This window comes from Pseudomonas sp. H3_D04 (genome assembly GCF_054669175.1).
On sequence record NZ_CP162801.1, the window covers coordinates 3,383,897 to 3,406,471 of the forward strand.

A 22,575-nucleotide genomic window follows, 5' to 3' on the forward strand; every position below is an offset into this window, starting at 1 on the left:
GCGTCCATCTGTTGAATGACTATAAAAAACTGCCCAATCCAGGCAGGTAAAAAAGTTAACACGCGCAACTGGGACTACTTTTAACATTGCACCCCGGTTTTTATAAACACGGTACGCACAGCTTATTTTGTTTCAATCACTGTTACAGACGGCATTGTACGGGTTTGTTCGCCCGATGCCATGCTTGAAGCCCTTCGGTGTAGCATAGCCAAAAGCACGTTACGCGCGTTTCAATTTGAGCATGCATTCTCTTTTGTGACAAAGGCTTATGAGGTGTTTTTATGAGCGAACCGAAGCATTCCCGCCTGATCATTCTGGGTTCCGGCCCTGCCGGATACAGCGCAGCCGTTTATGCCGCCCGCGCCAACCTCAAACCCGTCGTCATTACCGGCATACAGGCAGGTGGCCAGCTAACCACGACCGTCGAAGTCGATAACTGGCCCGGCGACGTTGAAGGCCTCACCGGCCCGGTGCTGATGGAACGCATGCAAAAACACGCCGAGCGCTTTGCCACCGAGATCGTTTACGACCACATCCACACCGCCAAGTTGCAACAACGCCCGTTCGAGCTCATCGGCGACAGCGGCACGTACACCTGCGACGCGCTGATTATCGCGACCGGCGCCTCGGCGCAATATCTGGGGCTGCCTTCGGAAGAGGCCTTTGCCGGCCGAGGGGTTTCTGCCTGCGCCACGTGCGATGGATTTTTTTATCGCAACCAAGTGGTCGCGGTGGTCGGCGGCGGCAACACAGCGGTTGAAGAAGCACTGTACTTGTCGAACATCGCCAAGGAAGTCCACCTGATTCACCGGCGCGACAAGTTGCGCTCGGAGAAGATTCTCCAGGACAAACTCTTCGAAAAAGCCGCCAACGGCAATATCCGCCTGCACTGGAACCAGAATCTCGATGAAGTGCTGGGTGATGCCAGTGGCGTGACCGGCGCCCGCCTGCGCGACAGCCACACAGGCGAAACCCGTGAATTGCCACTGGCCGGCGTGTTCATCGCGATCGGCCACAAGCCCAACACTGACCTGTTCGAGGGCCAGTTGAAAATGCGCGACGGCTATCTGCTGGTCAAGGGCGGCAGCGATGGCGATGCCACAGCTACCCAGATCCCGGGCGTGTTCGCCGCCGGCGACGTGGCCGATCACGTCTACCGACAGGCCGTAACCTCCGCCGGGGCCGGCTGCATGGCCGCGCTGGACGCCGAGAAATACCTCGACGACATTCCCACCGTTTGACGGCACACTTCACGGCGGGCCGCCAGCCCGTCACCGCCCTCCCCTTCTGCAAGCCCGGATGCCATGCTGACTTGGTTACAACGCAACACCCTGACGTTCCCGCCGTTGGAAAAAGCCATGCGCGACCCCAACGGGTTGCTGGCCGCGGGCGGAGATCTGTCCGCCGATCGTCTGATTCAGGCTTATCGCCACGGCTGCTTTCCCTGGTTCTCGGAAGGCCAGCCGATCCTTTGGTGGTCGCCGGATCCGCGCACCGTCTTATTTCCCGACGAACTGCATGTCTCGCGCAGCCTGAATAAATTGCTGCGCCAGCAACGCTATCAAGTGACCTTCGATCAGGACTTTGCCTCGGTGATCAGCGCCTGCGCCGCGCCTCGGGACTACGCCGACGGCACCTGGATCACTGACGCGATGCAGACGGCTTATCTCGAGCTGCATCGACGTGGCTACGCGCATTCCGTGGAGGTTTGGGATGATGGCGTGCTGGTCGGCGGGCTCTATGGCCTGGCGATGGGTCAGCTGTTTTTCGGCGAATCCATGTTCAGCCGCGCCGACAACGCCTCGAAATATGGCTTTGCCACGCTGGTGCGACATCTGAAAGACTCAGGCTTTGTGCTGATCGACTGCCAGATGCCGACCGACCATCTGCACAGCCTCGGCGCCCGAGCGATTCCTCGGCGCGATTTCGCCAACTTCCTCGCACAACATCTGGATCAACCCAGCCGTGCAACCTGGGTTTGCTGAGCGACTTTTGCCCGTGTGGCTTACACTTAATCCAAAGCTTATTCCCGAGGGTTGATCATGACCGAGTTGGCGCGTTTGAAGTTTTATGCCACTCAGCCCCACTCTTGCAGCTATCTGCCCGAGGAGCAGGCCACGACCCTGTTTCTCGACCCTAGCCAGCCCATGGATGTGCATGTCTACGCAGACCTGTCTGAAATGGGTTTTCGTCGCAGCGGCGATCATCTCTACCGGCCTCATTGCCAGAATTGCAATGCCTGCGTCCCGGCGCGCATCCCTGTGGCGCAATTTTCGCCCAACCGTCAGCAGAAACGCATTTTCAAACGTAACGCCGACCTGCAAGTGCGCCCGGCCCGGCCGAAATTCAGCGAAGAGTATTTCGATCTCTATCAGCGCTACATCGAACAACGTCACGCCGATGGCGACATGTACCCACCGAGTCGCGACCAGTTTTCGACGTTCCTTGTGCGCGACCTGCCATTCTCCCGATTCTACGAATTTCGTCTCGAAGGCCGGCTCCTGGCAGTGGCCGTTACCGATTTGCTGCCGAACGGTCTGTCGGCGGTCTACACCTTCTACGAGCCCGATGAAGAACGTCGCAGCCTGGGTCGCTACGCGATCCTCTGGCAAATCGGCGAGGCCCGGCGCCTTGGACTGGAAGCGGTCTACCTCGGCTACTGGATCAAAAACTGCAAAAAGATGAGCTACAAGACGCAATATCGACCTATCGAACTGCTGATTAATCAGCGCTGGGTCATCCTGAACTAGAACCCCTTGGCTTAAACCCCATTTTTCGGGCACAATGCACGCCGCTTTTGCCTGGCGCAGTTGCACCGGGCCATTCATTGGACACCGAGGGCTTTACTGCATGTCGAAAGAAGACAGCTTCGAAATGGAAGGCACTGTCGTCGACACCCTGCCCAACACCATGTTTCGTGTGGAGTTGGAAAATGGGCACGTCGTAACCGCGCATATCTCCGGCAAGATGCGCAAGAACTACATTCGTATTCTTACCGGTGACAAAGTGCGCGTCGAGCTGACGCCCTATGACTTGAGCAAAGGGCGTATCACTTACCGCGCTCGCTAATCAAGTCAATACAAAACGCCCGGTTTATGCCGGGCGTTTTTGTTTGTCTGCGATTTGATGGATCAACACCATCCCCCAGTGGGAGCGAGCCTGCTCCCACAGGACAAGGTGTCAGGCGTTCAAATTCGGCGAACAGCAAAAAGGCGCCTCTCGGCGCCTTTTGCTTTGTCGCGGTTAACGTCAGGCCATTTCGGCCGTGGTTTCGAACTCGAAGGTCAGCTCGCCGTCCTTGAGGTCGATGTGCACCACGCCACCATGGTCGGCCAGTTCGCCAAAGAGGATCTCTTCCGCCAGCGGACGCTTGATCTTGTCCTGGATCAAACGCGCCATTGGTCGAGCACCCATTGCCGAGTCGTAGCCACCTGCTGCCAGCCAGCTTCGCGCAGCGTCGGTCACTTCCAGCTGCACGCGCTTGTCTTCCAGCTGCGCCTGAAGCTCGGTAAGGAACTTGTCCACCACGCTTTTGATGACCTCATGGCTGAGGCGACCAAACTGGATAATGGTGTCCAGACGGTTGCGGAACTCCGGCGTGAAGCTCTTCTTGATCACTTCCATCGCATCGGACGAGTGGTCCTGATGGGTGAAACCGATCGAAGCACGCGCTGCTGTTTCGGCACCGGCGTTGGTCGTCATGATGACGATCACGTTACGGAAATCAGCCTTGCGCCCGTTGTTATCGGTCAGCGTACCGTGGTCCATGACCTGCAACAGCAGGTTGAAGACTTCCGGATGCGCCTTCTCGATCTCATCGAGCAACAGCACGCAGTGAGGCTGCTTGGTGATGGCTTCGGTCAGCAGACCGCCCTGATCGAACCCGACGTAACCTGGAGGCGCACCGATCAGACGCGATACGGTGTGGCGCTCCATGTACTCGGACATGTCGAAACGAACCAGCTCGATGCCCAACGCCTTGGCCAGCTGACGCGCCGCTTCGGTTTTACCGACGCCGGTCGGCCCTGCGAACAGGAACGAACCGACTGGCTTGTCAGGCGACTTGAGGCCAGCACGGGACAGTTTGATCGCGGTCGACAGCGAGTCGATCGCGGCATCCTGGCCAAATACTGTCAGCTTCAGGTCACGCTCAAGGTTGCGCAGCAGCTCTTTGTCGGAGCTGGTGACGTGCTTAGGCGGAATCCGCGCGATTTTCGCGACGATGTCCTCGACCTGAGGCACCTCGATGCGTTTCACTCGTTTCTCGATCGGCTGCAGACGCTGATAGGCGCCCGCCTCGTCGATGACATCGATGGCCTTGTCCGGCATGTGCCGGTCATTGATGTAGCGCGACGCCAGTTCAGCGGCGGCACGCAACGCCTCATCGCTGTATTCGATGTTGTGGTGCGCTTCAAAACGCCCTTTCAGGCCGCGCAGGATGCCGATGGTGTCTTCAACCGAAGGCTCCGACACATCGACCTTCTGGAAGCGCCGGGCCAAGGCACGGTCCTTCTCGAAGATCCCACGGAATTCCTGGAACGTGGTTGAGCCGATGCAACGGATATCGCCCGACGACAGCAGCGGTTTGAGCAGGTTCGAGGCATCCATGACGCCACCGGACGCGGCACCCGCACCAATGATGGTGTGGATCTCGTCGATGAACAGGATCGCCTGCGGACGTTTTTTCAGCTCATTGAGCAGCGCCTTGAAGCGCTTCTCGAAATCGCCACGGTATTTGGTCCCGGCCAGCAAGGCCCCCAGATCGAGGGAATAGACCACGCTGTTGGCCAGCAAGTCCGGCACCTGGTTGTCGACAATGCGTTTAGCCAGGCCTTCGGCAATCGCGGTTTTACCCACGCCCGCCTCGCCCACCAGCAGCGGGTTGTTTTTGCGACGACGCGCCAGGATCTGCGCGACACGCTCGACTTCCAGCTCACGGCCTACCAACGGATCGATACGACCCTGGCGCGCGAGTTCGTTGAGGTTGCTGGCATAAGCATCCAGAGGATTGCCTGAAGAAGAAGACTCACCGCCCTCGTCGTCCTGCATATCTTGCTCACCTTCAGAGTGATCGCCATGCCCAGGCACTTTGGAAATGCCATGGGCGATGTAGTTGACGACATCAATGCGCGCAACGCTCTGCTGTTTCAGCAGGAACACTGCCTGACTCTCTTGCTCACTGAAGATGGCGACCAGCACGTTAGCGCCAGTCACTTCGCGTTTGCCCGAGCTCTGTACGTGGAAAACAGCACGTTGCAGGACACGCTGGAAGCCCAGGGTTGGCTGGGTTTCGCGATCTTCGTCATGGACGGGGATCAAGGGCGTGGTGGAGTCGATGAACTCCTGCAGATCGTGCTTGAGTTTGTCGAGGTTTGCGCCGCAGGCACGCAAAACGGTGGCGGCAGCCTCATTGTCCAATAGGGCCAGCAGGAGGTGTTCGACGGTCATGAATTCATGACGCTTCGATCTAGCCTCCTTGAAGGCAAGATTGAGGGTGACTTCGAGCTCGCGGTTTAACATAGCTTCACCTCATACCCAAGTGGTCGGCGATTAACCGTCCTTCTCGATTTCACAGAGTAGCGGATGCTGGCTTTCCCTGGCGTACTGGTTGACCTGCATGGCCTTAGTCTCGGCGATGTCGCGGGTAAACACTCCACATACTGCCCGTCCTTCTGTGTGGACGGCCAGCATGACCTTGGTCGCCAGCTCCCGATTCAGGTTAAAAAACACCTCGAGCACTTCGACGACGAAATCCATCGGTGTGTAGTCATCGTTGAACAAAACCACCTTGTACATCGGCGGCGCCTGTAATGCAGGCTTTGCCTCCTGAACAGCAATGCCTGCGGAATCGTCGTCGTGGGGCTCCGGGTGATCTTTTTGGAGAGCCGGGCGATCCTGATTGAATGTTAGTCGAATCTGGCTGATTGCATGCATGGAAAGAAAGGTTCGTCAGTTGTTCAAATACAGTGGTGGGGGCGGCTATGGACGATTTCAACTCCGACCGCCCGGTCACCTTGACTATCGGCAAAACGGTGTTACAACCAATAGAGCCCACAGTGGGTAAAAAAGGTCCGCGGAGTCAATCTTATTTCGAGATTCGACTGCGGATGTACTGGATGATACTCCAGTGATGGAGTCTGTTGCAGAGGGATATGGGTATGTCAGGCGTCAAGGTCAGCGGCAAGGTCAAATGGTTCAACAATGCCAAGGGGTTCGGTTTCATTAATACCGAAGCCAACGTAGGTCGCCACGAAGATGGCTGTGCTATCGATTTTTTTGCCCACTATTCGGCCATCGAAATGGACGGGTACAAGACACTGAAGGCCGGGCAAATCGTAAGCTTCGAGATCGTCCAGGGCCCCAAGGGGCTGCATGCCGTAAAAATTACGAATGTACCTGTCGAGAATGATAAGACGGCACCTGCCAACCAGCAGGAAAAGGTGTCGAGCTGACACAACCCGTCATCCAGTCATAAAAAAAACCGCCCGAGGGCGGTTTTTTTATGCCGATTGCTTACATATCGGCTTACATGTGCGAGATGAGCGCATCACCAAACGCAGAAGAAGACAGCAGCTTCGCGCCTTCCATCAGACGATGGAAATCATAGGTCACGGTTTTGGCGGAAATCGCGCCGTTGGTGCCCTTGATGATCAGGTCTGCCGCTTCGGTCCAACCCATGTGGCGCAGCATCATCTCTGCGGACAGGATCAGGGAACCCGGGTTGACCTGGTCCTTGCCGGCGTATTTCGGCGCAGTACCGTGGGTCGCTTCGAACATGGCAATGGTGTCGGACAGGTTGGCGCCCGGTGCAATACCGATACCGCCCACTTCCGCCGCCAGGGCGTCAGAGAGATAGTCGCCGTTCAGGTTCAGGGTCGCGATCACATCGTATTCGGCCGGGCGCAGCAGGATCTGCTGAAGCATGGCGTCGGCGATGGCGTCCTTGACGATGACGTTCTTACCGGTTTTCGGGTTCTTGAACTGCATCCACGGACCGCCGTCGAGCAGGGTCGCACCGAATTCTTCAGCGGCCACTTCGTAGGCCCATTCCTTGAAGGCACCTTCGGTGAACTTCATGATGTTGCCTTTGTGCACGATGGTCAGCGAGTCGCGGTCGTTGTCGACCACATACTGCAACGCCTTGCGCGCCAGACGCTTGGTGCCTTGCAGGGAAACCGGCTTGATGCCGATACCGCAGTTTTCGTCGAAACGGATCTTGGTGACGCCCATTTCATCTTTGAGGAACTTGATGACCTTGGTCGCTTCCGGCGAACCGGCTTTCCATTCGATACCGGCGTAGATGTCTTCCGAGTTCTCACGGAAGATCGTCATATCGACATCGCCTGGCTTCTTGACCGGGCTAGGCACGCCTTCGAACCAGCGCACCGGGCGCAAGCATACATAAAGGTCGAGTTGCTGACGCAGGGCCACGTTCAGGGAACGGATACCGCCACCGACCGGGGTGGTCAGAGGGCCCTTGATGGAAACCACGTAATCCTTGACTGCGTCCAGGGTTTCCTGGGGAAGCCAGGTGTCCTGATCGTAAACCTGAGTCGCTTTCTCCCCGGCATAGACTTCCATCCAGGAAATTTTGCGCTCGCCGCCGTAAGCCTTCTTAACAGCAGCATCGACAACCTTGATCATGACCGGGCTGATATCAACGCCAATACCATCACCTTCGATGAAGGGGATGATCGGGTTGTTAGGAACATTGAGAGAATGGTCCGCGTTGACGGTGATTTTGTCGCCGACTGCTGGAACCTGAATCTTCTTGTATCCCATGCTGAACTCCATTGTTTGGATTGAACATCTGGCTTCGTTCGAGCGTACCCCAGTTAAATCGGCACGCAAACCCTATGTTCCATCCATCTGCCGCAAAGCTGCACAGTTCGCGACGTACAAGCCTGAAAGCAAAGGGAAAAGCGCCAAACTCAAGCACGGTGCAAGACTCTACGCCCCCCTCGCCCCTGCGACCTTTAGACCAATGGACGAGAATCGTTGCATATGAACCATCGGCAGATTGCCAGCTACCTATGTATAATGCCGCCCGCTGACCGCAGAGTCACGATGGCCGACCTCTCTACTACGAGGCTTGGGGCCTGAAAAAGCAGGGTTGTTACCGCAACCCACCCGCTTGACGCTCGACCGATGCACCCAACATCACCGCAAAGAAACCTCGACATTCGGCTCATGGATGACTTTGAACGAACGCGCTTACCCGGCGCCCCTCGAGTTTCTGCGCACGCTTTAGCAAAGAAGAGAGAGTTAATCCGAATATGCCCACCCGCTCGAAGATCATCTATACCTTCACCGACGAAGCTCCCGCCCTCGCCACCTATTCACTGTTGCCTATCGTAGAAGCGTTCACCGCTTCGGCTGATATCGCCGTGGAAACCCGCGATATCTCTCTTGCAGGGCGCATCCTGGCCAGCTTCCCCGAGCAATTGGGTGACAAAGCCGTAGCCGACCACCTCGCCGAACTGGGCGATCTGGCCGTTACGCCTGAAGCCAACATCATCAAGCTGCCGAACATCAGCGCCTCGGTTCCGCAACTGCAAGCCGCAATCAAAGAGCTGCAAGCCCAGGGCTTCGCCCTGCCGGACTACCCGGAAACCGTGACCAGCGATGCCGACAAGCTCGCCAAGTCGCGTTACGACAAGATCAAGGGCAGCGCCGTGAACCCGGTTCTGCGCGAAGGTAACTCTGATCGTCGCGCACCGCTGTCGGTCAAGAACTACGCGCGCAAGCACCCGCACAAAATGGGCGCATGGGCCAAAGACTCCAAGTCCCACGTCGCTCACATGAGCACCGGTGATTTCTACGGCAGCGAAAAAGCCGCCCTGATCGACGCCGCTGATGCCGTCAAAATCGAACTGATCGCTCAAGACGGCACCACCACCGTCCTGAAAGAAAAAACCACCGTGCAAGCCGGTGAGATCCTCGATTGCGCGGTCATGAGCAAAAACGCTCTGCGCAGCTTCATCGCTGCCGAGATCGAAGACGCCAAGCAAAAAGGCGTGCTGCTGTCGGTTCACTTGAAAGCCACCATGATGAAGGTCTCCGACCCGATCATGTTCGGCCAGATCGTTGCCGAGTTCTATAAAGACGCACTGGCCAAGCACGCTGACGTGCTGGCACAGATCGGTTTCAACCTGAACAACGGCATCGGCGACCTGTACGCTCGCATCAAGGCCTTGCCGGCCGAGCAACAAGCGCAGATCGAAGCGGACATCCAGGCGGTCTACGCCGTTCGTCCGTCGTTGGCCATGGTCAACTCCGACAAAGGCATCACCAACCTGCACGTGCCGAGCGACGTGATCGTCGACGCCTCGATGCCGGCGATGATCCGTGACTCCGGCAAAATGTGGGGCACTGACGGTCAGCTGCACGACACCAAGGCGGTGATCCCGGATCGCTGCTACGCCACCATCTACCAGGCGGTGATCGAAGACTGCAAGCTGCACGGCGCTTTCGATCCGACCACCATGGGCAGCGTGCCAAACGTTGGCCTGATGGCGAAAAAAGCCGAAGAGTACGGCTCCCACGACAAGACGTTCCAGATCAAGGCCAACGGCGTGGTTCGGGTTTCCGACAGCGCTGGCCGCACCCTGCTGGAGCAGTCGGTTGAAGCCGGCGACATCTTCCGCATGTGCCAGACCAAAGACGCGCCGATCCAGGATTGGGTCAAACTGGCCGTCAACCGTGCCCGTGCAAGCGCAACCCCGGCTATTTTCTGGCTGGACCCGATGCGCGCCCACGACGGTGTAGTGATCGAGAAAGTTCAGGCCTACCTGAAGGATCACGACACCTCCGGCCTGGACATCCGCATCATGTCGCCAGTCGACGCGATGGCCTTCACCCTGGGCCGTACCCGCGAAGGCAAGGACACCATCTCGGTGACCGGCAACGTACTGCGCGACTACCTGACCGACCTGTTCCCGATCATGGAGCTGGGCACCAGCGCCAAGATGCTGTCGATCGTTCCGCTGATGAATGGCGGCGGTCTGTTCGAAACCGGCGCCGGCGGTTCGGCACCGAAGCACGTTCAACAGCTGCTGGAAGAGAACTTCCTGCGCTGGGATTCCCTGGGCGAGTTCCTGGCCCTGGCCGCTTCCCTTGAGCATCTGGGTGTTACTTACAACAACCCGAAAGCGCTGGTGCTGGCCAAGACCCTGGATCAGGCCACTGGCCAGTTCCTGGACTACAACAAGTCGCCATCGCGCAAAGTCGGCAATATCGACAACCGCGGCAGCCACTTCTACCTGGCGCTGTACTGGGCCCAGGCCCTGGCCGCCCAGACCGAAGACGCTGCACTGCAAGCGCAGTTCGGCGAACTGGCCAAGACCCTGGCCGAGAACGAAGCAACCATCGTTGCCGAGCTCAACGCCGTTCAGGGCAAGCCAGTGGACATCGGCGGTTACTACCACGCTAATGCCGAGCTGATCAGCAAGGCCATGCGCCCAAGCAACACCTTCAACGCCGCGATCGCTGCGTTGGTTTAAGGTTGTAAGGATGCAAAGAAGCCCCGGCCCAGTGCCGGGGTTTCTGTTTGTGCCCCACACTTTTCATCTATGAAATACGCACCAATGTGGGAGCGAGCCTGCTCGCGATAGCGATATATCATTCAACATTGATGTCGACTGACCCACCGTCATCGCGAGCAGGCTCGCTCCCACACTGTTCTTTATTCCAATATTAGAAACCGAGGAAGCTTCATGGATTGGCTACCCCACATCACCGTCGCCACCATCGTCGAAGACAATGGTCGCTTTCTGATGGTCGAAGAACTCAAGCACGGACAAGCGGTGCTCAACCAGCCCGCCGGCCATCTGGACCCGGACGAAACCCTGATCGAAGCCGCCGTGCGCGAAACCCTGGAAGAAACCGGCTGGGACGTCGAACCGACCGGCGTGGTGGGCATTTACCTCTACACCGCCCCCAGCAACGGCGTGACCTACCAGCGGGTCTGTTTCACCGCAAAGCCGCTCAAACATTACCCCGACTATCAACTGGATGACGGCATCGTCGGCGCAAAATGGCTGACGCGTGACGAATTGCTGGCACAGCGCGCAAACTGGCGCAGTGAGCTGATCATCCGCTGTATCGATGATTATCTGGACGGCCAGCACTACAGTCTCGAACTGATCCGCCCTTCTCTTTAGCCTTGCGGGCTTCGGCCTGTTAGAATCGCGTCCTTTTTCAAGACACTCATTGAATCCCTATGCGTGATCCAGCCCCTTCTGACACACAAAAGAAGCGCGTCATTGTCGGCATGTCCGGCGGCGTGGACTCTTCCGTTTCCGCTCTCCTGCTGATCGAGCAGGGTTATGAGGTGGAAGGCCTGTTCATGAAGAACTGGGAAGAAGACGATGGAACGGAATACTGCACCGCCATGGACGACCTGGCGGATGCCCAGGCCGTATGCGACAAGATTGGCATCAAGCTGCACACCGCCAATTTCGCCGCCGAGTACTGGGACAACGTGTTCGAGCACTTCCTGGCCGAGTACAAGGCCGGTCGCACGCCGAACCCGGACATCCTGTGCAACCGCGAGATCAAGTTCAAGGCGTTCCTCGACTACGCCATGGTGCTCGGCGCCGACCTGATCGCTACCGGCCACTACGTGCGCCGCCGCGACATCGATGGCCGCACTGAACTGCTCAAGGGCCTGGACCCGAACAAGGACCAGAGCTATTTCCTGCACGCCGTCGGCGGCGAACAGATCGCCAAGACGCTGTTCCCGGTCGGTGAACTGGAAAAGCCCGAAGTGCGCGCGATTGCCGAGAAACACGAACTCGCCACCGCGAAGAAAAAGGATTCCACAGGGATCTGCTTTATCGGCGAACGCCGCTTCAGTGACTTCCTCAAGCAATACCTGCCGGCCCAACCGGGCGAGATCAAGACCACCGAAGGTGAAGTCATCGGCCGTCACCACGGCTTGATGTATCACACCATCGGCCAGCGTCAGGGCCTGGGCATCGGCGGCTTGAAAGACGCCGGTGACGAGCCATGGTACGTGCTGATCAAGGACCTGGAACACAACGAGCTGATCGTCGGCCAGGGCAATGACCATCCTTACCTGTTCTCCCGCGCCCTGCTCGCCTCGGACATCTATTGGGTCAACCCGATCGATCTGACCGAGCCGCGCAAGTTGACTGCCAAGGTTCGTTATCGCCAAAGCGATCAGCCCTGCACGCTGGAAAAAACCGCCGCCGGCTATCGCGCCACCTTCGATGACCCACAGCGCGCGGTCACCCCGGGCCAGTCCGTGGTGTTCTACGACGGTGAAATCTGCCTCGGCGGCGGCGTGATTGAAGTCGCAGAGCCATGGAGCAGCAAGGCATGAACCCCACTCAGGAGCAACTGACGGCGCTGGGCGGCGTGTTTCTCGCCGCCGTCCTCGTCGACAAGATTGCCAAGACCGGCCAGACCACCGAAGCCGGCCTGACCTGCATGCTCGGCAGCCTGCTGATCCGCGACCCCAAGGACACCCTGGAAGTGTACGGCGGCGACGACCTCAATCTGCGCGAAGGCTATCGCGCATTGATCGGCGCCCTGGAACGCGACCCGAGCACCCTGCAGCGCGAACCGCTGCGTTACGCCCTGGCCATGCTGGGCCTGGAACGTCAGCTGGCCAAGCGCGACGACTTGCTCGATGTGATCGGCAGGCGTTTGCCGCAGATTCAATCCCAGGTCGAGCACTTCGGCCCGGCCCACGAAAACGTGATTGCGGCCTGCGGTGCGCTGTACCAGGACACCCTGAGCACCTTGCGCCAACGGATTCAGGTCCACGGCGACATGCGCAACCTGCAGCAACCGAGCAACGCCTCGAAAATCCGCGCCCTGTTGCTGGCCGGGATTCGTTCGGCGCGCCTGTGGCGGCAGTTGGGCGGCCATCGCTGGCAGCTGGTGATCAGCCGTCGCAAGTTGCTCAAAGAGCTTTACCCGCTGATGCGCAGCAGCTGAACCGCGCCCGCAACACCGCTTTAGATCTGTAACGCGTAATACGCCGGTCAGTTGGCAACGGACCGGCGGATTTTTTCATGTATGATACGCGCCCCATTTCGTTGCCCGACTGTCCGAGAACACCCCATGCAGCTTTCTTCGCTCACTGCGGTTTCCCCTGTTGACGGCCGCTACGCCGGCAAAACCCAGGCCCTGCGCCCAATTTTCAGCGAGTACGGCCTGATCCGTGCTCGCGTTCTGGTTGAAGTGCGCTGGCTCCAGCGCCTGGCCGCTCACCCAGGCATCAGCGAAGTGCCGGCGTTTTCCGCCGAAGCCAACGCGGTGCTGAACACCCTGGCGGAGAACTTCGCGCTGGAGCACGCCGAGCGTGTCAAAGAGATCGAGCGCACCACCAACCACGACGTCAAAGCCATCGAATACCTGCTCAAGGAGCAGGCGGCCAAGCTGCCGGAACTGGCCAAGGTCAGCGAGTTCATCCACTTTGCCTGCACCAGCGAGGACATCAACAACCTGTCCCACGCCCTGATGCTGCGCGAAGGTCGTGATGACGTGATGCTGCCGCTGATGCGCCAGACCGCTCAAGCCATCCGCGAACTGGCCATCCGTTTCGCTGACGTGCCAATGCTGTCGCGCACCCACGGTCAACCGGCCTCGCCGACCACCCTGGGCAAAGAGCTGGCGAACGTGGTTTACCGTCTGGAGCGTCAGATCGCTCAAGTCGCTGCCGTTCCGCTGCTGGGCAAGATCAACGGCGCTGTCGGCAACTACAACGCTCACCTGTCGGCCTACCCTGAGATCGACTGGGAAGAGAACGCCCGCGCCTTCATCGAAGACGAGCTGGGCCTGGGCTTCAACCCGTACACCACGCAGATCGAACCGCACGACTACATCGCCGAGCTGTTCGACGCGATCGCCCGCTTCAACACCATCCTGATCGACTTCGACCGCGACATCTGGGGCTACATTTCCCTGGGCTATTTCAAGCAGCGCACCATCGCTGGCGAAATCGGTTCGTCGACCATGCCGCACAAGGTCAACCCGATCGACTTCGAAAACTCCGAAGGCAACCTGGGTATCGCCAACGCGCTGTTCCAGCATTTGGCGAGCAAGCTGCCGATCTCCCGCTGGCAGCGTGACCTGACCGACTCCACCGTGCTGCGCAACCTCGGTGTCGGCTTCGCCCACAGCGTGATCGCGTACGAAGCCAGCCTCAAGGGCATCAGCAAACTGGAGCTCAACGCTCAGAAGATCGCAGCTGACCTGGACGCGTGCTGGGAAGTGCTGGCCGAGCCGATCCAGACCGTGATGCGTCGCTACAACATCGAAAACCCGTATGAAAAGCTGAAAGAGTTGACGCGTGGCAAGGGCATCAGCCCTGAAGCACTGCAAACTTTCATCGACGGCCTGGACATGCCAGCCGCTGCCAAGGCCGAGCTGAAATTGCTCACCCCGGCGAACTACATCGGTAACGCCGTGGCACAAGCCAAACGCATCTGATCGACCGTTTTACCCGTTTGAGACGCCCGGCAGCGCCGGGCGTTTTTATTCCCGTCTGAAAAGTGCATTTTTTCAATAGGTTACACATGAATCCTGACATTCCTCTTCAACTTCTGGGCGGCATCACGGCGCGCGAATTCCTGCGCGACTACTGGCAGAAAAAACCCCTGCTGATCCGTCAGGCGATTCCTGAATTCGAAAGCCCGATTGACGCCGACGAACTAGCTGGCCTGGCGCTGGAAGAAGAAGTTGAATCGCGCCTGGTAATCGAAAACGGCGAGCGCCCTTGGGAATTGCGTCGCGGTCCGTTCGCCGAAGACGAATTCAGCAAACTGCCGGAACGTGACTGGACCCTGCTGGTTCAAGCGGTTGACCAGTTCGTCCCGGAAGTTTCTGAGCTGCTGGAAAACTTCCGCTTCCTGCCGAGCTGGCGCGTCGACGACGTGATGATCAGCTTCGCCGCCCCGGGTGGCAGCGTCGGTCCGCACTTCGATAACTACGATGTGTTCCTGCTGCAGGGTCACGGCAAGCGCAACTGGAAAATCGGCCAGATGTGCGATTCCGAGAGCAAGCTGCTGCAACACGCGGACCTGCGCATCCTCGCTGATTTCGAAGCCACCGATGAGTGGGTCCTGGAGCCTGGCGACATGCTCTACCTGCCGCCGCGCCTGGCCCACTGCGGTGTTGCGATTGATGACTGCATGACCTACTCGGTCGGCTTCCGCGCCCCGAGCGCTTCTGAAGTGCTGACTCACTTCACTGACTTCCTCAGCCAGTTCCTGACCGATGAAGAGCGCTACACCGATGCCGACGCCCTGCCGGCGGTCGATCCGCACCAGATTCAGCACGACGCCCTTGATCGCCTGAAAGCCTTGCTGGCCGAGCACATGAGCGACGAGCGCCTGCTGCTGACCTGGTTTGGCCAGTACATGACCGAGCCGCGCTACCCGGAACTCGTGGCAGGCCCGGAAGAGATCGAAGAAGACGACCTGCTTGCCAGCCTGGAGCAAGGCGCAATACTGATCCGCAACCCGAGCGCACGCCTGGCCTGGTCCGAAGTCGATGACGACCTGTTGCTGTTCGCCAGCGGCCAGAGCCGTTATCTGCCAGGCAAGCTGCGTGAGCTGCTGAAAATGATCTGCGCTGCCGACTCCCTGCACGCCGACAATCTGGGCGAGTGGCTGACCGACGAAGACAGCCGCGGCTTGCTGTGCGAACTGATCAAGCAAGGAAGCCTGGGGTTTGCCGATGAATAAAATTCACGTTCGTGTCGCAGACTGGCAAAAGGACAACGCCGAGATCCGGCGCATTCGTGAGACGGTGTTCATTGCCGAGCAATCCGTTCCGCCAGAATTAGAATGGGATGCGGATGACGCAACGGCGGTGCATTTCCTGGCCTTCGAAGGCGACTTTCCGATTGGCACCGCCCGCCTGCTGCCCGACGGGCACATTGGCCGGGTCTCGGTGCTGAAAGACTGGCGCGGTTTGAAAGTCGGCGATGCGCTGATGCAAGCGGTGATCGGTGAAGCCGAGAAGCGCGATCTGAAGCAGCAGATGCTGAGCGCACAGGTCCAGGCCACGGCGTTCTATGAGCGCCTGGGCTTCAGCCTGGTCAGTGAGGAGTTCCTGGAAGCCGGGATTCCGCATGTGGACATGGTGCGGCACTCCGCTTAATTCCCTGTGATGGGAGATTACTGTGGCGAGGGAGCTTGCTCCCGCTGGGGCGCGAAGCGTTCCCAAGATTTTTAGGGCTGCCGTGCAGCCCAGCGGGAGCAAGCTCCCTCGCCACAAAAGCCCACCAGAACACCACAAAACGCCTCGCCATCGACCGATGCCGGGGCGTTTTGCTGTCTACGATTCAACTTGCCCCACGCCGGGCCGACAAACTGGCAATATCAACACTTCAAGATGTCGGAGATAACGGATATGTCCCTACGCACCCTGCTCACCACGCTGCTGCTGACGTGCAGTTTTTCAGTCATGGCAGCCACCGAGATCGTGCCCCTGAATTACCACACCAGCGCCGATATGCTACCCATGGCACAGGATTTCATCGGCAAGGACGGCCAGGTCAGCGCTTACGGCAACCAACTGATTGTCAACGCAGAACAGCGCAAGATCGACGAACTTAAGGCCCTTGTCGCACAACTCGACGTTGCTGCAAAGCGCCTGCTGATCACGGTCGACACCAACGAAAACAACTTCCAGGGCGACGAGGGCTACTCGGTCAACGGCGCAAAACCGAGCCAGACGCGCATCATCAATCGCAGCACCGACAGCCGTGATGGCGGCATCCAGCAGATTCAGGCCAGTGAAGGCACACCGGCGCTGATTCAGGTCGGCCAAAGCGTCCCGCTCACCAGCACTCAGACCGATTCCTATGGTGATCTTCGCAGCCAGACCGAGTACCGCAACGTCACTCAGGGCTTCTACGTCACCGCCAGCGTTACCGGCGACATCGTTCACCTGGCGATCAGTACCAACCGTGACCGCATGAGCCAGGAACGTCCAGATGTAGTGAATGTGCAAAGTACCGACACAACTGTCACGGGACGCTTGGGCGAGTGGATCACCCTGGCCGGTGTGAACCGTCAGACCCAGGCCGATAAACAGGGCCAGACCCGCAGCTACTCGACTCAGGGCCGGGATGACATGACGTTGCGGGTGAAAGTCGATACTTTGGACTAAACCACCGAAAACTGACTGATTAGTCGTATTAGACCAAAGATGTAGTGCCCGAAAAAAAGCACTACAAAACGTTTGACGATACAAAAAAGCAAAGGCATGATGGCCTCGCTCCCGCTAATCAGGGGCCCTGGCAAGGGCCTTCGAGGCGCTGCTCGCATCTACCCCGCGAGCCGCTTCGTGTCTGTACCGCCCACAAGGTGTGTTTGACGAGGTTGCCGACTGGAACGAAGTTGTCCCGAGGGACGGAAGCGTAATTAGGTAACCCGGCTCCACACTGAAGTTCGTACCAAGGCCCACGACGCCCGAATGCGCTCGCCAGTTCGCCCTTACCTGCTCACTTCCCCTCGAGCCCATCGTTCATCCCGTCGCCAATCCCGCCGAATCCGACTTGACCACCTAAGCTTCTGGTCAGCGAGCAGCCTCTTACGCCCCAATTGAATCGCGTACTTGGCAGGAGCAGGAATTTTCCACACAGACCTATGCGACGAGGTTTATCTCCATGGCACTGACACGCGAACAGCAAATTGCAGCCCTCGAAAAAGATTGGGCTGAAAACCCACGCTGGAAAGGCGTGACACGCGCTTACTCCGCTGCTGACGTCGTCCGCCTGCGTGGCTCGGTTCAACCTGAGCACACCTTTGCAAAACTGGGCGCCGAGAAGCTGTGGAACCTGGTCACCCAGGGCGCCAAGCCATCCTTCCGTCCTGATAAAGATTTCGTCAACTGCATGGGCGCCCTGACCGGCGGCCAGGCTGTACAACAAGTCAAAGCCGGTATCCAGGCGATCTACCTGTCGGGCTGGCAGGTTGCTGCGGACAACAACTCCGCCGAATCGATGTACCCGGACCAGTCGCTGTACCCGGTGGACTCGGTTCCAACCGTGGTCAAGCGCATCAACAACTCGTTCCGTCGTGCCGACCAGATCCAGTGGAAAGCCGGCAAAGGCCCGGGCGACGAAGGTTACATCGACTACTTCGCACCGATCGTGGCTGACGCTGAAGCCGGTTTCGGCGGCGTTCTGAACGCTTACGAGCTGATGAAGAGCATGATCGAAGCAGGCGCCGCCGGCGTTCACTTCGAAGACCAACTGGCTTCCGTGAAAAAATGCGGCCACATGGGCGGCAAGGTACTGGTTCCTACCCAGGAAGCTGTACAGAAGCTGACCGCTGCTCGTCTGGCAGCTGACGTTGCTGGCACACCGACCATCATTTTGGCTCGTACCGACGCTAACGCGGCTGACCTGCTGACTTCCGATTGCGACCCATACGACCAGCCGTTCGTGACTGGCGAACGTACTCAGGAAGGCTTCTACAAAGTACGCGCCGGCCTGGACCAGGCAATCGCTCGCGGCCTGGCTTACGCTCCGTATGCTGACCTGATCTGGTGCGAAACCGCCAAGCCGGACCTGGACGAAGCTCGTCGTTTCGCTGAAGCGATCAAAAAGGAATACCCGGACCAACTGCTGTCGTACAACTGCTCGCCTTCCTTCAACTGGAAGAAAAACCTGGACGACGCGACCATCGCCAAGTTCCAGCGCGAACTGTCCGCCATGGGTTACAAGCACCAGTTCATCACCCTGGCCGGCATTCACAACATGTGGCACAGCATGTTCAACCTGGCGCACGACTACGCCCGCAACGACATGACTGCCTACGTGAAACTGCAAGAGCAAGAGTTCGCTGACGCTTCGAAGGGCTACACCTTCGTGGCTCACCAGCAGGAAGTGGGCACCGGCTACTTCGACGACATGACCACTGTGATTCAAGGTGGCACGTCTTCGGTAACCGCCCTGACCGGTTCGACCGAAGAAGAACAGTTCCACTGATCCGATTCGCCTGAGCAAACGGCCGTTGCGGACCGAATAGAAAGCTAACCGCAACGTCGCACATCTGACGCCCCGACTGGTTCGGGGCGTTTTTTTGCCTGCATTTTTTGAAACACCACCGCCCCCCCCCCGTAGGAGCGAGGCTTGCCCGCGAAGAACGATGACGCGGTAAGTCTGAAGCACCGCGGCGTATTCTTCGCGGGCAAGCCTCGCTCCTACGGGGGAACGCGTGCAGCCAAAAACCTTGATTCAGAGCAGTTTCAAGATCAGGAAAGCAGGGTAAAACAACCCCGCCCGCTACTTGTAGTAACGCGCATATAAGACAACTTCCCCGCCCCAACCTGGATAACCAGTTTAAAAACCATCGCAAACAATAATGATTGTCATTTGGCGGCAACTATGTTCGTTACATTCCCTACAAAACAATATTGATGAAAACCCGGCTAATGCCCGCAACGCATGGGCTGCGTGGCTTTGGAGGTGCGCTATGTCCTTATTCCTGTAAATAATTTCGCTATAGGAATTTTACTTGCACGGTGTTGTGCCATAAAATCAGCGGGATTGATTGCTGCGACATATCGTCACTGCGTTGTTTCTTTTTCAAGCTCAGAGACCTTTGCTCTCTGTTAAGGATTTCCAGCATGCCCGAAGCGACAGGACTCATGGCCCACAACTGGGGCTTTGCCATTTTCCTTCTGGGCGTTGTCGGCCTCTGCGCCTTCATGCTCGGCGTCTCCAGCCTCCTCGGGTCAAAAGCCTGGGGCCGCAGCAAAAACGAACCGTTCGAGTCAGGCATGCTACCTACAGGTGGCGCCCGCTTGCGGCTCTCAGCCAAATTCTATCTGGTCGCGATGCTCTTCGTGATCTTCGATATCGAAGCCCTCTTTCTCTTTGCCTGGTCTGTGTCCGTCCGCGAAAGCGGCTGGACCGGATTCGTCGAAGCTCTCGTTTTCATAGCAATTCTGTTGGCAGGTCTTGTCTACCTGTTCCGAGTGGGCGCCCTTGACTGGGCTCCGGAAGCTCGTCGCAAGCGGCAGGCGAAGCTGAAACAATGAGGCTTTGGCAATGCAATACAATCTCACCAGGATCGACCCCGATGCTCCTAACGAGCAGTATCCGATTGGCGAACGGGAAACCGTTTCCGATCCGTTAGAAGATCAAGTCCACAAAAACATCTTCATGGGCAAGCTCGAAGACGTGCTTAACGGCACAGTCAACTGGGGGCGCAAGAACTCCCTGTGGCCGTATAACTTCGGTCTTTCGTGCTGCTACGTGGAAATGACCACCGCCTTCACGGCGCCCCACGACATCGCGCGCTTTGGCGCCGAGGTTATCCGGGCATCGCCGCGCCAGGCGGATTTCATGGTTATCGCTGGTACCTGCTTCATCAAGATGGCGCCGATCATTCAGCGTCTCTACGAGCAAATGCTCGAACCTAAATGGGTTATCTCCATGGGTTCGTGCGCCAACTCCGGTGGCATGTACGACATCTACTCCGTCGTTCAAGGGGTGGACAAGTTCCTGCCCGTGGACGTCTACGTGCCTGGCTGCCCGCCCCGCCCTGAAGCTTTTTTGCAAGGCTTGATGCTCTTGCAAGAGTCGATTGGACAGGAGCGTCGTCCGCTTTCCTGGGTCGTCGGTGATCAAGGCGTTTACCGCGCCGAGATGCCTTCGCAAAAGGAACAGCGCCGCGAACAGCGAATCGCAGTCACCAACCTGCGCAGCCCCGACGAAGTCTGATCCAGCTCTGCTTCTTTAATAGAACGAGAACCTGGCTTCATTCTTTACGTTGACCGAAAGCGATAAATAACCATGACTACAGGCAGTGCTCTGTACATCCCGCCTTATAAGGCAGACGACCAGGATGTGGTCGTCGAACTGAACAACCGTTTTGGCCCCGAGGCGTTCACCGCCCAGCCTACCCGCACCGGCATGCCGGTGCTTTGGGTTGCCCGTGCCAAACTCGTCGAAGTCCTGACCTTCCTGCGCAACCTGCCCAAGCCGTACGTCATGCTCTATGACCTGCACGGCGTGGACGAGCGTCTGCGCACCAAGCGTCAAGGGCTGCCAAGCGGCGCCGACTTCACTGTGTTCTATCACTTGATGTCGATCGAACGTAATAGTGACGTCATGATCAAGGTCGCCTTGTCCGAGAGCGACCTTAGCGTGCCGACCGTGACCGGTATCTGGCCGAACGCCAACTGGTACGAGCGTGAAGTGTGGGACATGTACGGCATCAACTTTGCCGGTCACCCGCACCTGACCCGCATCATGATGCCGCCGACCTGGGAAGGTCACCCGCTGCGCAAGGACTTCCCGGCCCGTGCCACCGAGTTCGATCCGTTCAGTCTGACCCTGGCCAAGCAACAGCTTGAGGAAGAAGCCGCGCGCTTCAAGCCTGAAGACTGGGGCATGAAGCGTTCCGGGGCGAACGAGGACTACATGTTCCTCAACCTCGGTCCTAACCACCCTTCTGCGCACGGTGCGTTCCGCATCATCTTGCAGCTGGACGGTGAAGAGATCGTCGACTGCGTGCCGGACGTCGGTTACCACCACCGTGGTGCCGAGAAGATGGCCGAGCGTCAGTCCTGGCACAGTTTCATTCCGTACACCGACCGTATCGACTACCTCGGCGGCGTGATGAACAACCTGCCGTACGTGCTCTCGGTCGAGAAGCTGGCCGGCATCAAGGTGCCCGAGAAGGTCGACGTCATCCGCATCATGATGGCCGAGTTCTTCCGGATCACCAGCCACCTGCTGTTCCTGGGGACTTACATCCAGGACGTCGGCGCCATGACCCCGGTGTTCTTCACGTTCACCGACCGTCAGAAGGCGTACACGGTGATCGAAGCCATTACCGGTTTCCGTCTGCACCCGGCCTGGTACCGCATCGGCGGCGTCGCTCACGACCTGCCGCGCGGCTGGGAAAAACTGGTGAAAGACTTCGTCGAGTGGATGCCAAAGCGCCTGGACGAATACCAGAAAGCCGCGCTGGACAACAGCATCCTCAAAGGCCGGACCATCGGTGTCGCCGCCTACAACACCAAAGAAGCCTTCGAATGGGGCGTCACTGGTGCAGGCTTGCGTTCGACCGGTTGCGACTTCGACCTGCGCAAAGCGCGCCCGTACTCCGGTTACGAGAACTTCGAATTCGAAGTGCCGCTGGCCGTCAATGGCGATGCCTACGATCGTTGCATCGTGCGCGTCGAAGAAATGCGCCAGAGCATCAAGATCATCGAGCAGTGCATGCGCAACATGCCGGAAGGCCCGTACAAGGCGGATCACCCGCTGACCACGCCGCCACCGAAAGAACGCACGCTGCAGCACATCGAGACCCTGATCACGCACTTCCTGCAAGTTTCGTGGGGCCCGGTCATGCCGGCCAACGAATCCTTCCAGATGATCGAAGCGACCAAGGGCATCAACAGTTATTACCTGACGAGCGATGGCGGCACCATGAGCTACCGCACCCGGATTCGCACCCCAAGCTTCCCGCACCTGCAGCAGATCCCTTCGGTGATCAAAGGCAGCATGGTCGCGGACTTGATCGCGTACCTGGGTAGTATCGATTTCGTTATGGCCGACGTGGACCGCTAAGC

The 22,575-nt window shown here is 58.4% G+C and carries 20 protein-coding genes; 17 read left to right on the plus strand and 3 right to left on the minus strand.

Going from position 1 to position 22,575, the window contains the following annotated elements; all coding sequences use genetic code 11:
- Positions 1 to 281 precede the first annotated feature (281 nt).
- From trxB to infA, 4 genes are all read left to right on the plus strand, one after another.
- Positions 282 to 1,241 carry a thioredoxin-disulfide reductase gene (gene trxB / locus AB4N91_RS15760; RefSeq protein ID WP_010458904.1) on the plus strand — a complete coding sequence of 320 codons (960 nt, stop codon included), beginning with the start codon at positions 282 to 284 and terminating at the stop codon, positions 1,239 to 1,241.
- 63 nt (positions 1,242 to 1,304) lie between these two features.
- Positions 1,305 to 1,985, plus strand: a complete 681-nt coding sequence (gene aat / locus AB4N91_RS15765; protein ID WP_010458902.1) for a leucyl/phenylalanyl-tRNA--protein transferase — start codon at positions 1,305 to 1,307, stop codon at positions 1,983 to 1,985.
- A gap of 57 nt (positions 1,986 to 2,042) precedes the next feature.
- The gene (locus AB4N91_RS15770; RefSeq protein ID WP_010458901.1) at positions 2,043 to 2,750 is read left to right on the plus strand and encodes an arginyltransferase; all 708 of its coding nucleotides are present in this window, start codon (positions 2,043 to 2,045) and stop codon (positions 2,748 to 2,750) included.
- Positions 2,751 to 2,850: 100 nt separating this feature from the next.
- Entirely contained in the window at positions 2,851 to 3,069 is a 219-nt protein-coding gene (infA, locus tag AB4N91_RS15775; protein ID WP_002553999.1) for a translation initiation factor IF-1, read from the plus strand.
- Positions 3,070 to 3,249: 180 nt separating this feature from the next.
- On the opposite strand, the gene clpA is transcribed toward infA, so the two are convergent.
- Together clpA and clpS are read right to left on the minus strand one after the other, a co-directional pair.
- The gene (gene clpA, locus AB4N91_RS15780; protein ID WP_007946437.1) at positions 3,250 to 5,520 is read right to left on the minus strand and encodes an ATP-dependent Clp protease ATP-binding subunit ClpA; all 2,271 of its coding nucleotides are present in this window, start codon (positions 5,518 to 5,520) and stop codon (positions 3,250 to 3,252) included.
- 30 nt (positions 5,521 to 5,550) lie between these two features.
- The gene (clpS, locus tag AB4N91_RS15785) at positions 5,551 to 5,934 is read right to left on the minus strand and encodes an ATP-dependent Clp protease adapter ClpS (RefSeq protein WP_010458899.1); all 384 of its coding nucleotides are present in this window, start codon (positions 5,932 to 5,934) and stop codon (positions 5,551 to 5,553) included.
- A gap of 218 nt (positions 5,935 to 6,152) precedes the next feature.
- Here clpS and AB4N91_RS15790 point away from each other — a divergent pair, with 218 nt between their 5' ends.
- Positions 6,153 to 6,452, plus strand: coding sequence for a cold shock domain-containing protein (locus AB4N91_RS15790; protein ID WP_304816585.1), 300 nt, complete (start codon positions 6,153 to 6,155; stop codon positions 6,450 to 6,452).
- A gap of 73 nt (positions 6,453 to 6,525) precedes the next feature.
- On the opposite strand, the gene icd is transcribed toward AB4N91_RS15790, so the two are convergent.
- Positions 6,526 to 7,782: an NADP-dependent isocitrate dehydrogenase gene (gene icd, locus AB4N91_RS15795; RefSeq protein WP_010458895.1), complete on the minus strand. Its 1,257-nt coding sequence runs from the start codon at positions 7,780 to 7,782 to the stop codon at positions 6,526 to 6,528.
- A 494-nt stretch (positions 7,783 to 8,276) separates the two neighbouring features.
- On the opposite strand from icd, the gene AB4N91_RS15800 reads away from it, so the two are divergent.
- From AB4N91_RS15800 to nuoC, 12 genes are all read left to right on the plus strand, one after another.
- Positions 8,277 to 10,502, plus strand: a complete 2,226-nt coding sequence (locus AB4N91_RS15800; RefSeq protein ID WP_460110985.1) for an NADP-dependent isocitrate dehydrogenase — start codon at positions 8,277 to 8,279, stop codon at positions 10,500 to 10,502.
- Between the two features lie 213 nt (positions 10,503 to 10,715).
- Complete coding sequence (locus AB4N91_RS15805) at positions 10,716 to 11,162, plus strand: NUDIX hydrolase (RefSeq protein WP_083377164.1); 447 nt, start codon at positions 10,716 to 10,718, stop codon at positions 11,160 to 11,162.
- 59 nt (positions 11,163 to 11,221) lie between these two features.
- Positions 11,222 to 12,346 (plus strand): tRNA 2-thiouridine(34) synthase MnmA, encoded by a 1,125-nt coding sequence (gene mnmA / locus AB4N91_RS15810; RefSeq protein ID WP_460110990.1) that lies wholly within the window; start codon positions 11,222 to 11,224, stop codon positions 12,344 to 12,346.
- A complete protein-coding gene (gene hflD / locus AB4N91_RS15815) occupies positions 12,343 to 12,966 on the plus strand; it encodes a high frequency lysogenization protein HflD (protein ID WP_460110993.1) in 624 nt (207 codons plus the stop codon). Before mnmA ends, hflD begins: the two co-directional genes overlap by 4 nt.
- A 126-nt stretch (positions 12,967 to 13,092) precedes the next feature.
- Entirely contained in the window at positions 13,093 to 14,463 is a 1,371-nt protein-coding gene (gene purB / locus AB4N91_RS15820; protein WP_010458886.1) for an adenylosuccinate lyase, read from the plus strand.
- Between the two features lie 86 nt (positions 14,464 to 14,549).
- Complete coding sequence (locus AB4N91_RS15825) at positions 14,550 to 15,719, plus strand: ribosomal protein uL16 3-hydroxylase (protein WP_083377165.1); 1,170 nt, start codon at positions 14,550 to 14,552, stop codon at positions 15,717 to 15,719.
- A complete protein-coding gene (locus AB4N91_RS15830) occupies positions 15,712 to 16,137 on the plus strand; it encodes a GNAT family N-acetyltransferase (protein ID WP_083377166.1) in 426 nt (141 codons plus the stop codon). Before AB4N91_RS15825 ends, AB4N91_RS15830 begins: the two co-directional genes overlap by 8 nt.
- Positions 16,138 to 16,389: 252 nt before the next feature.
- Positions 16,390 to 17,151, plus strand: a complete 762-nt coding sequence (locus tag AB4N91_RS15835; RefSeq protein WP_102595125.1) for a secretin N-terminal domain-containing protein — start codon at positions 16,390 to 16,392, stop codon at positions 17,149 to 17,151.
- 499 nt (positions 17,152 to 17,650) lie between these two features.
- Positions 17,651 to 18,976: an isocitrate lyase gene (gene aceA / locus AB4N91_RS15840; RefSeq protein WP_010458877.1), complete on the plus strand. Its 1,326-nt coding sequence runs from the start codon at positions 17,651 to 17,653 to the stop codon at positions 18,974 to 18,976.
- 641 nt (positions 18,977 to 19,617) lie between these two features.
- On the plus strand, positions 19,618 to 20,031 hold the full coding sequence (locus AB4N91_RS15845; protein WP_003223812.1) for an NADH-quinone oxidoreductase subunit A: 414 nt from the start codon (positions 19,618 to 19,620) through the stop codon (positions 20,029 to 20,031).
- A gap of 10 nt (positions 20,032 to 20,041) precedes the next feature.
- On the plus strand, positions 20,042 to 20,716 hold the full coding sequence (locus tag AB4N91_RS15850) for a NuoB/complex I 20 kDa subunit family protein (protein ID WP_010458867.1): 675 nt from the start codon (positions 20,042 to 20,044) through the stop codon (positions 20,714 to 20,716).
- 72 nt (positions 20,717 to 20,788) lie between these two features.
- Complete coding sequence (nuoC, locus tag AB4N91_RS15855) at positions 20,789 to 22,573, plus strand: NADH-quinone oxidoreductase subunit C/D (protein ID WP_010458865.1); 1,785 nt, start codon at positions 20,789 to 20,791, stop codon at positions 22,571 to 22,573.
- Positions 22,574 to 22,575: the final 2 nt, after the last annotated feature.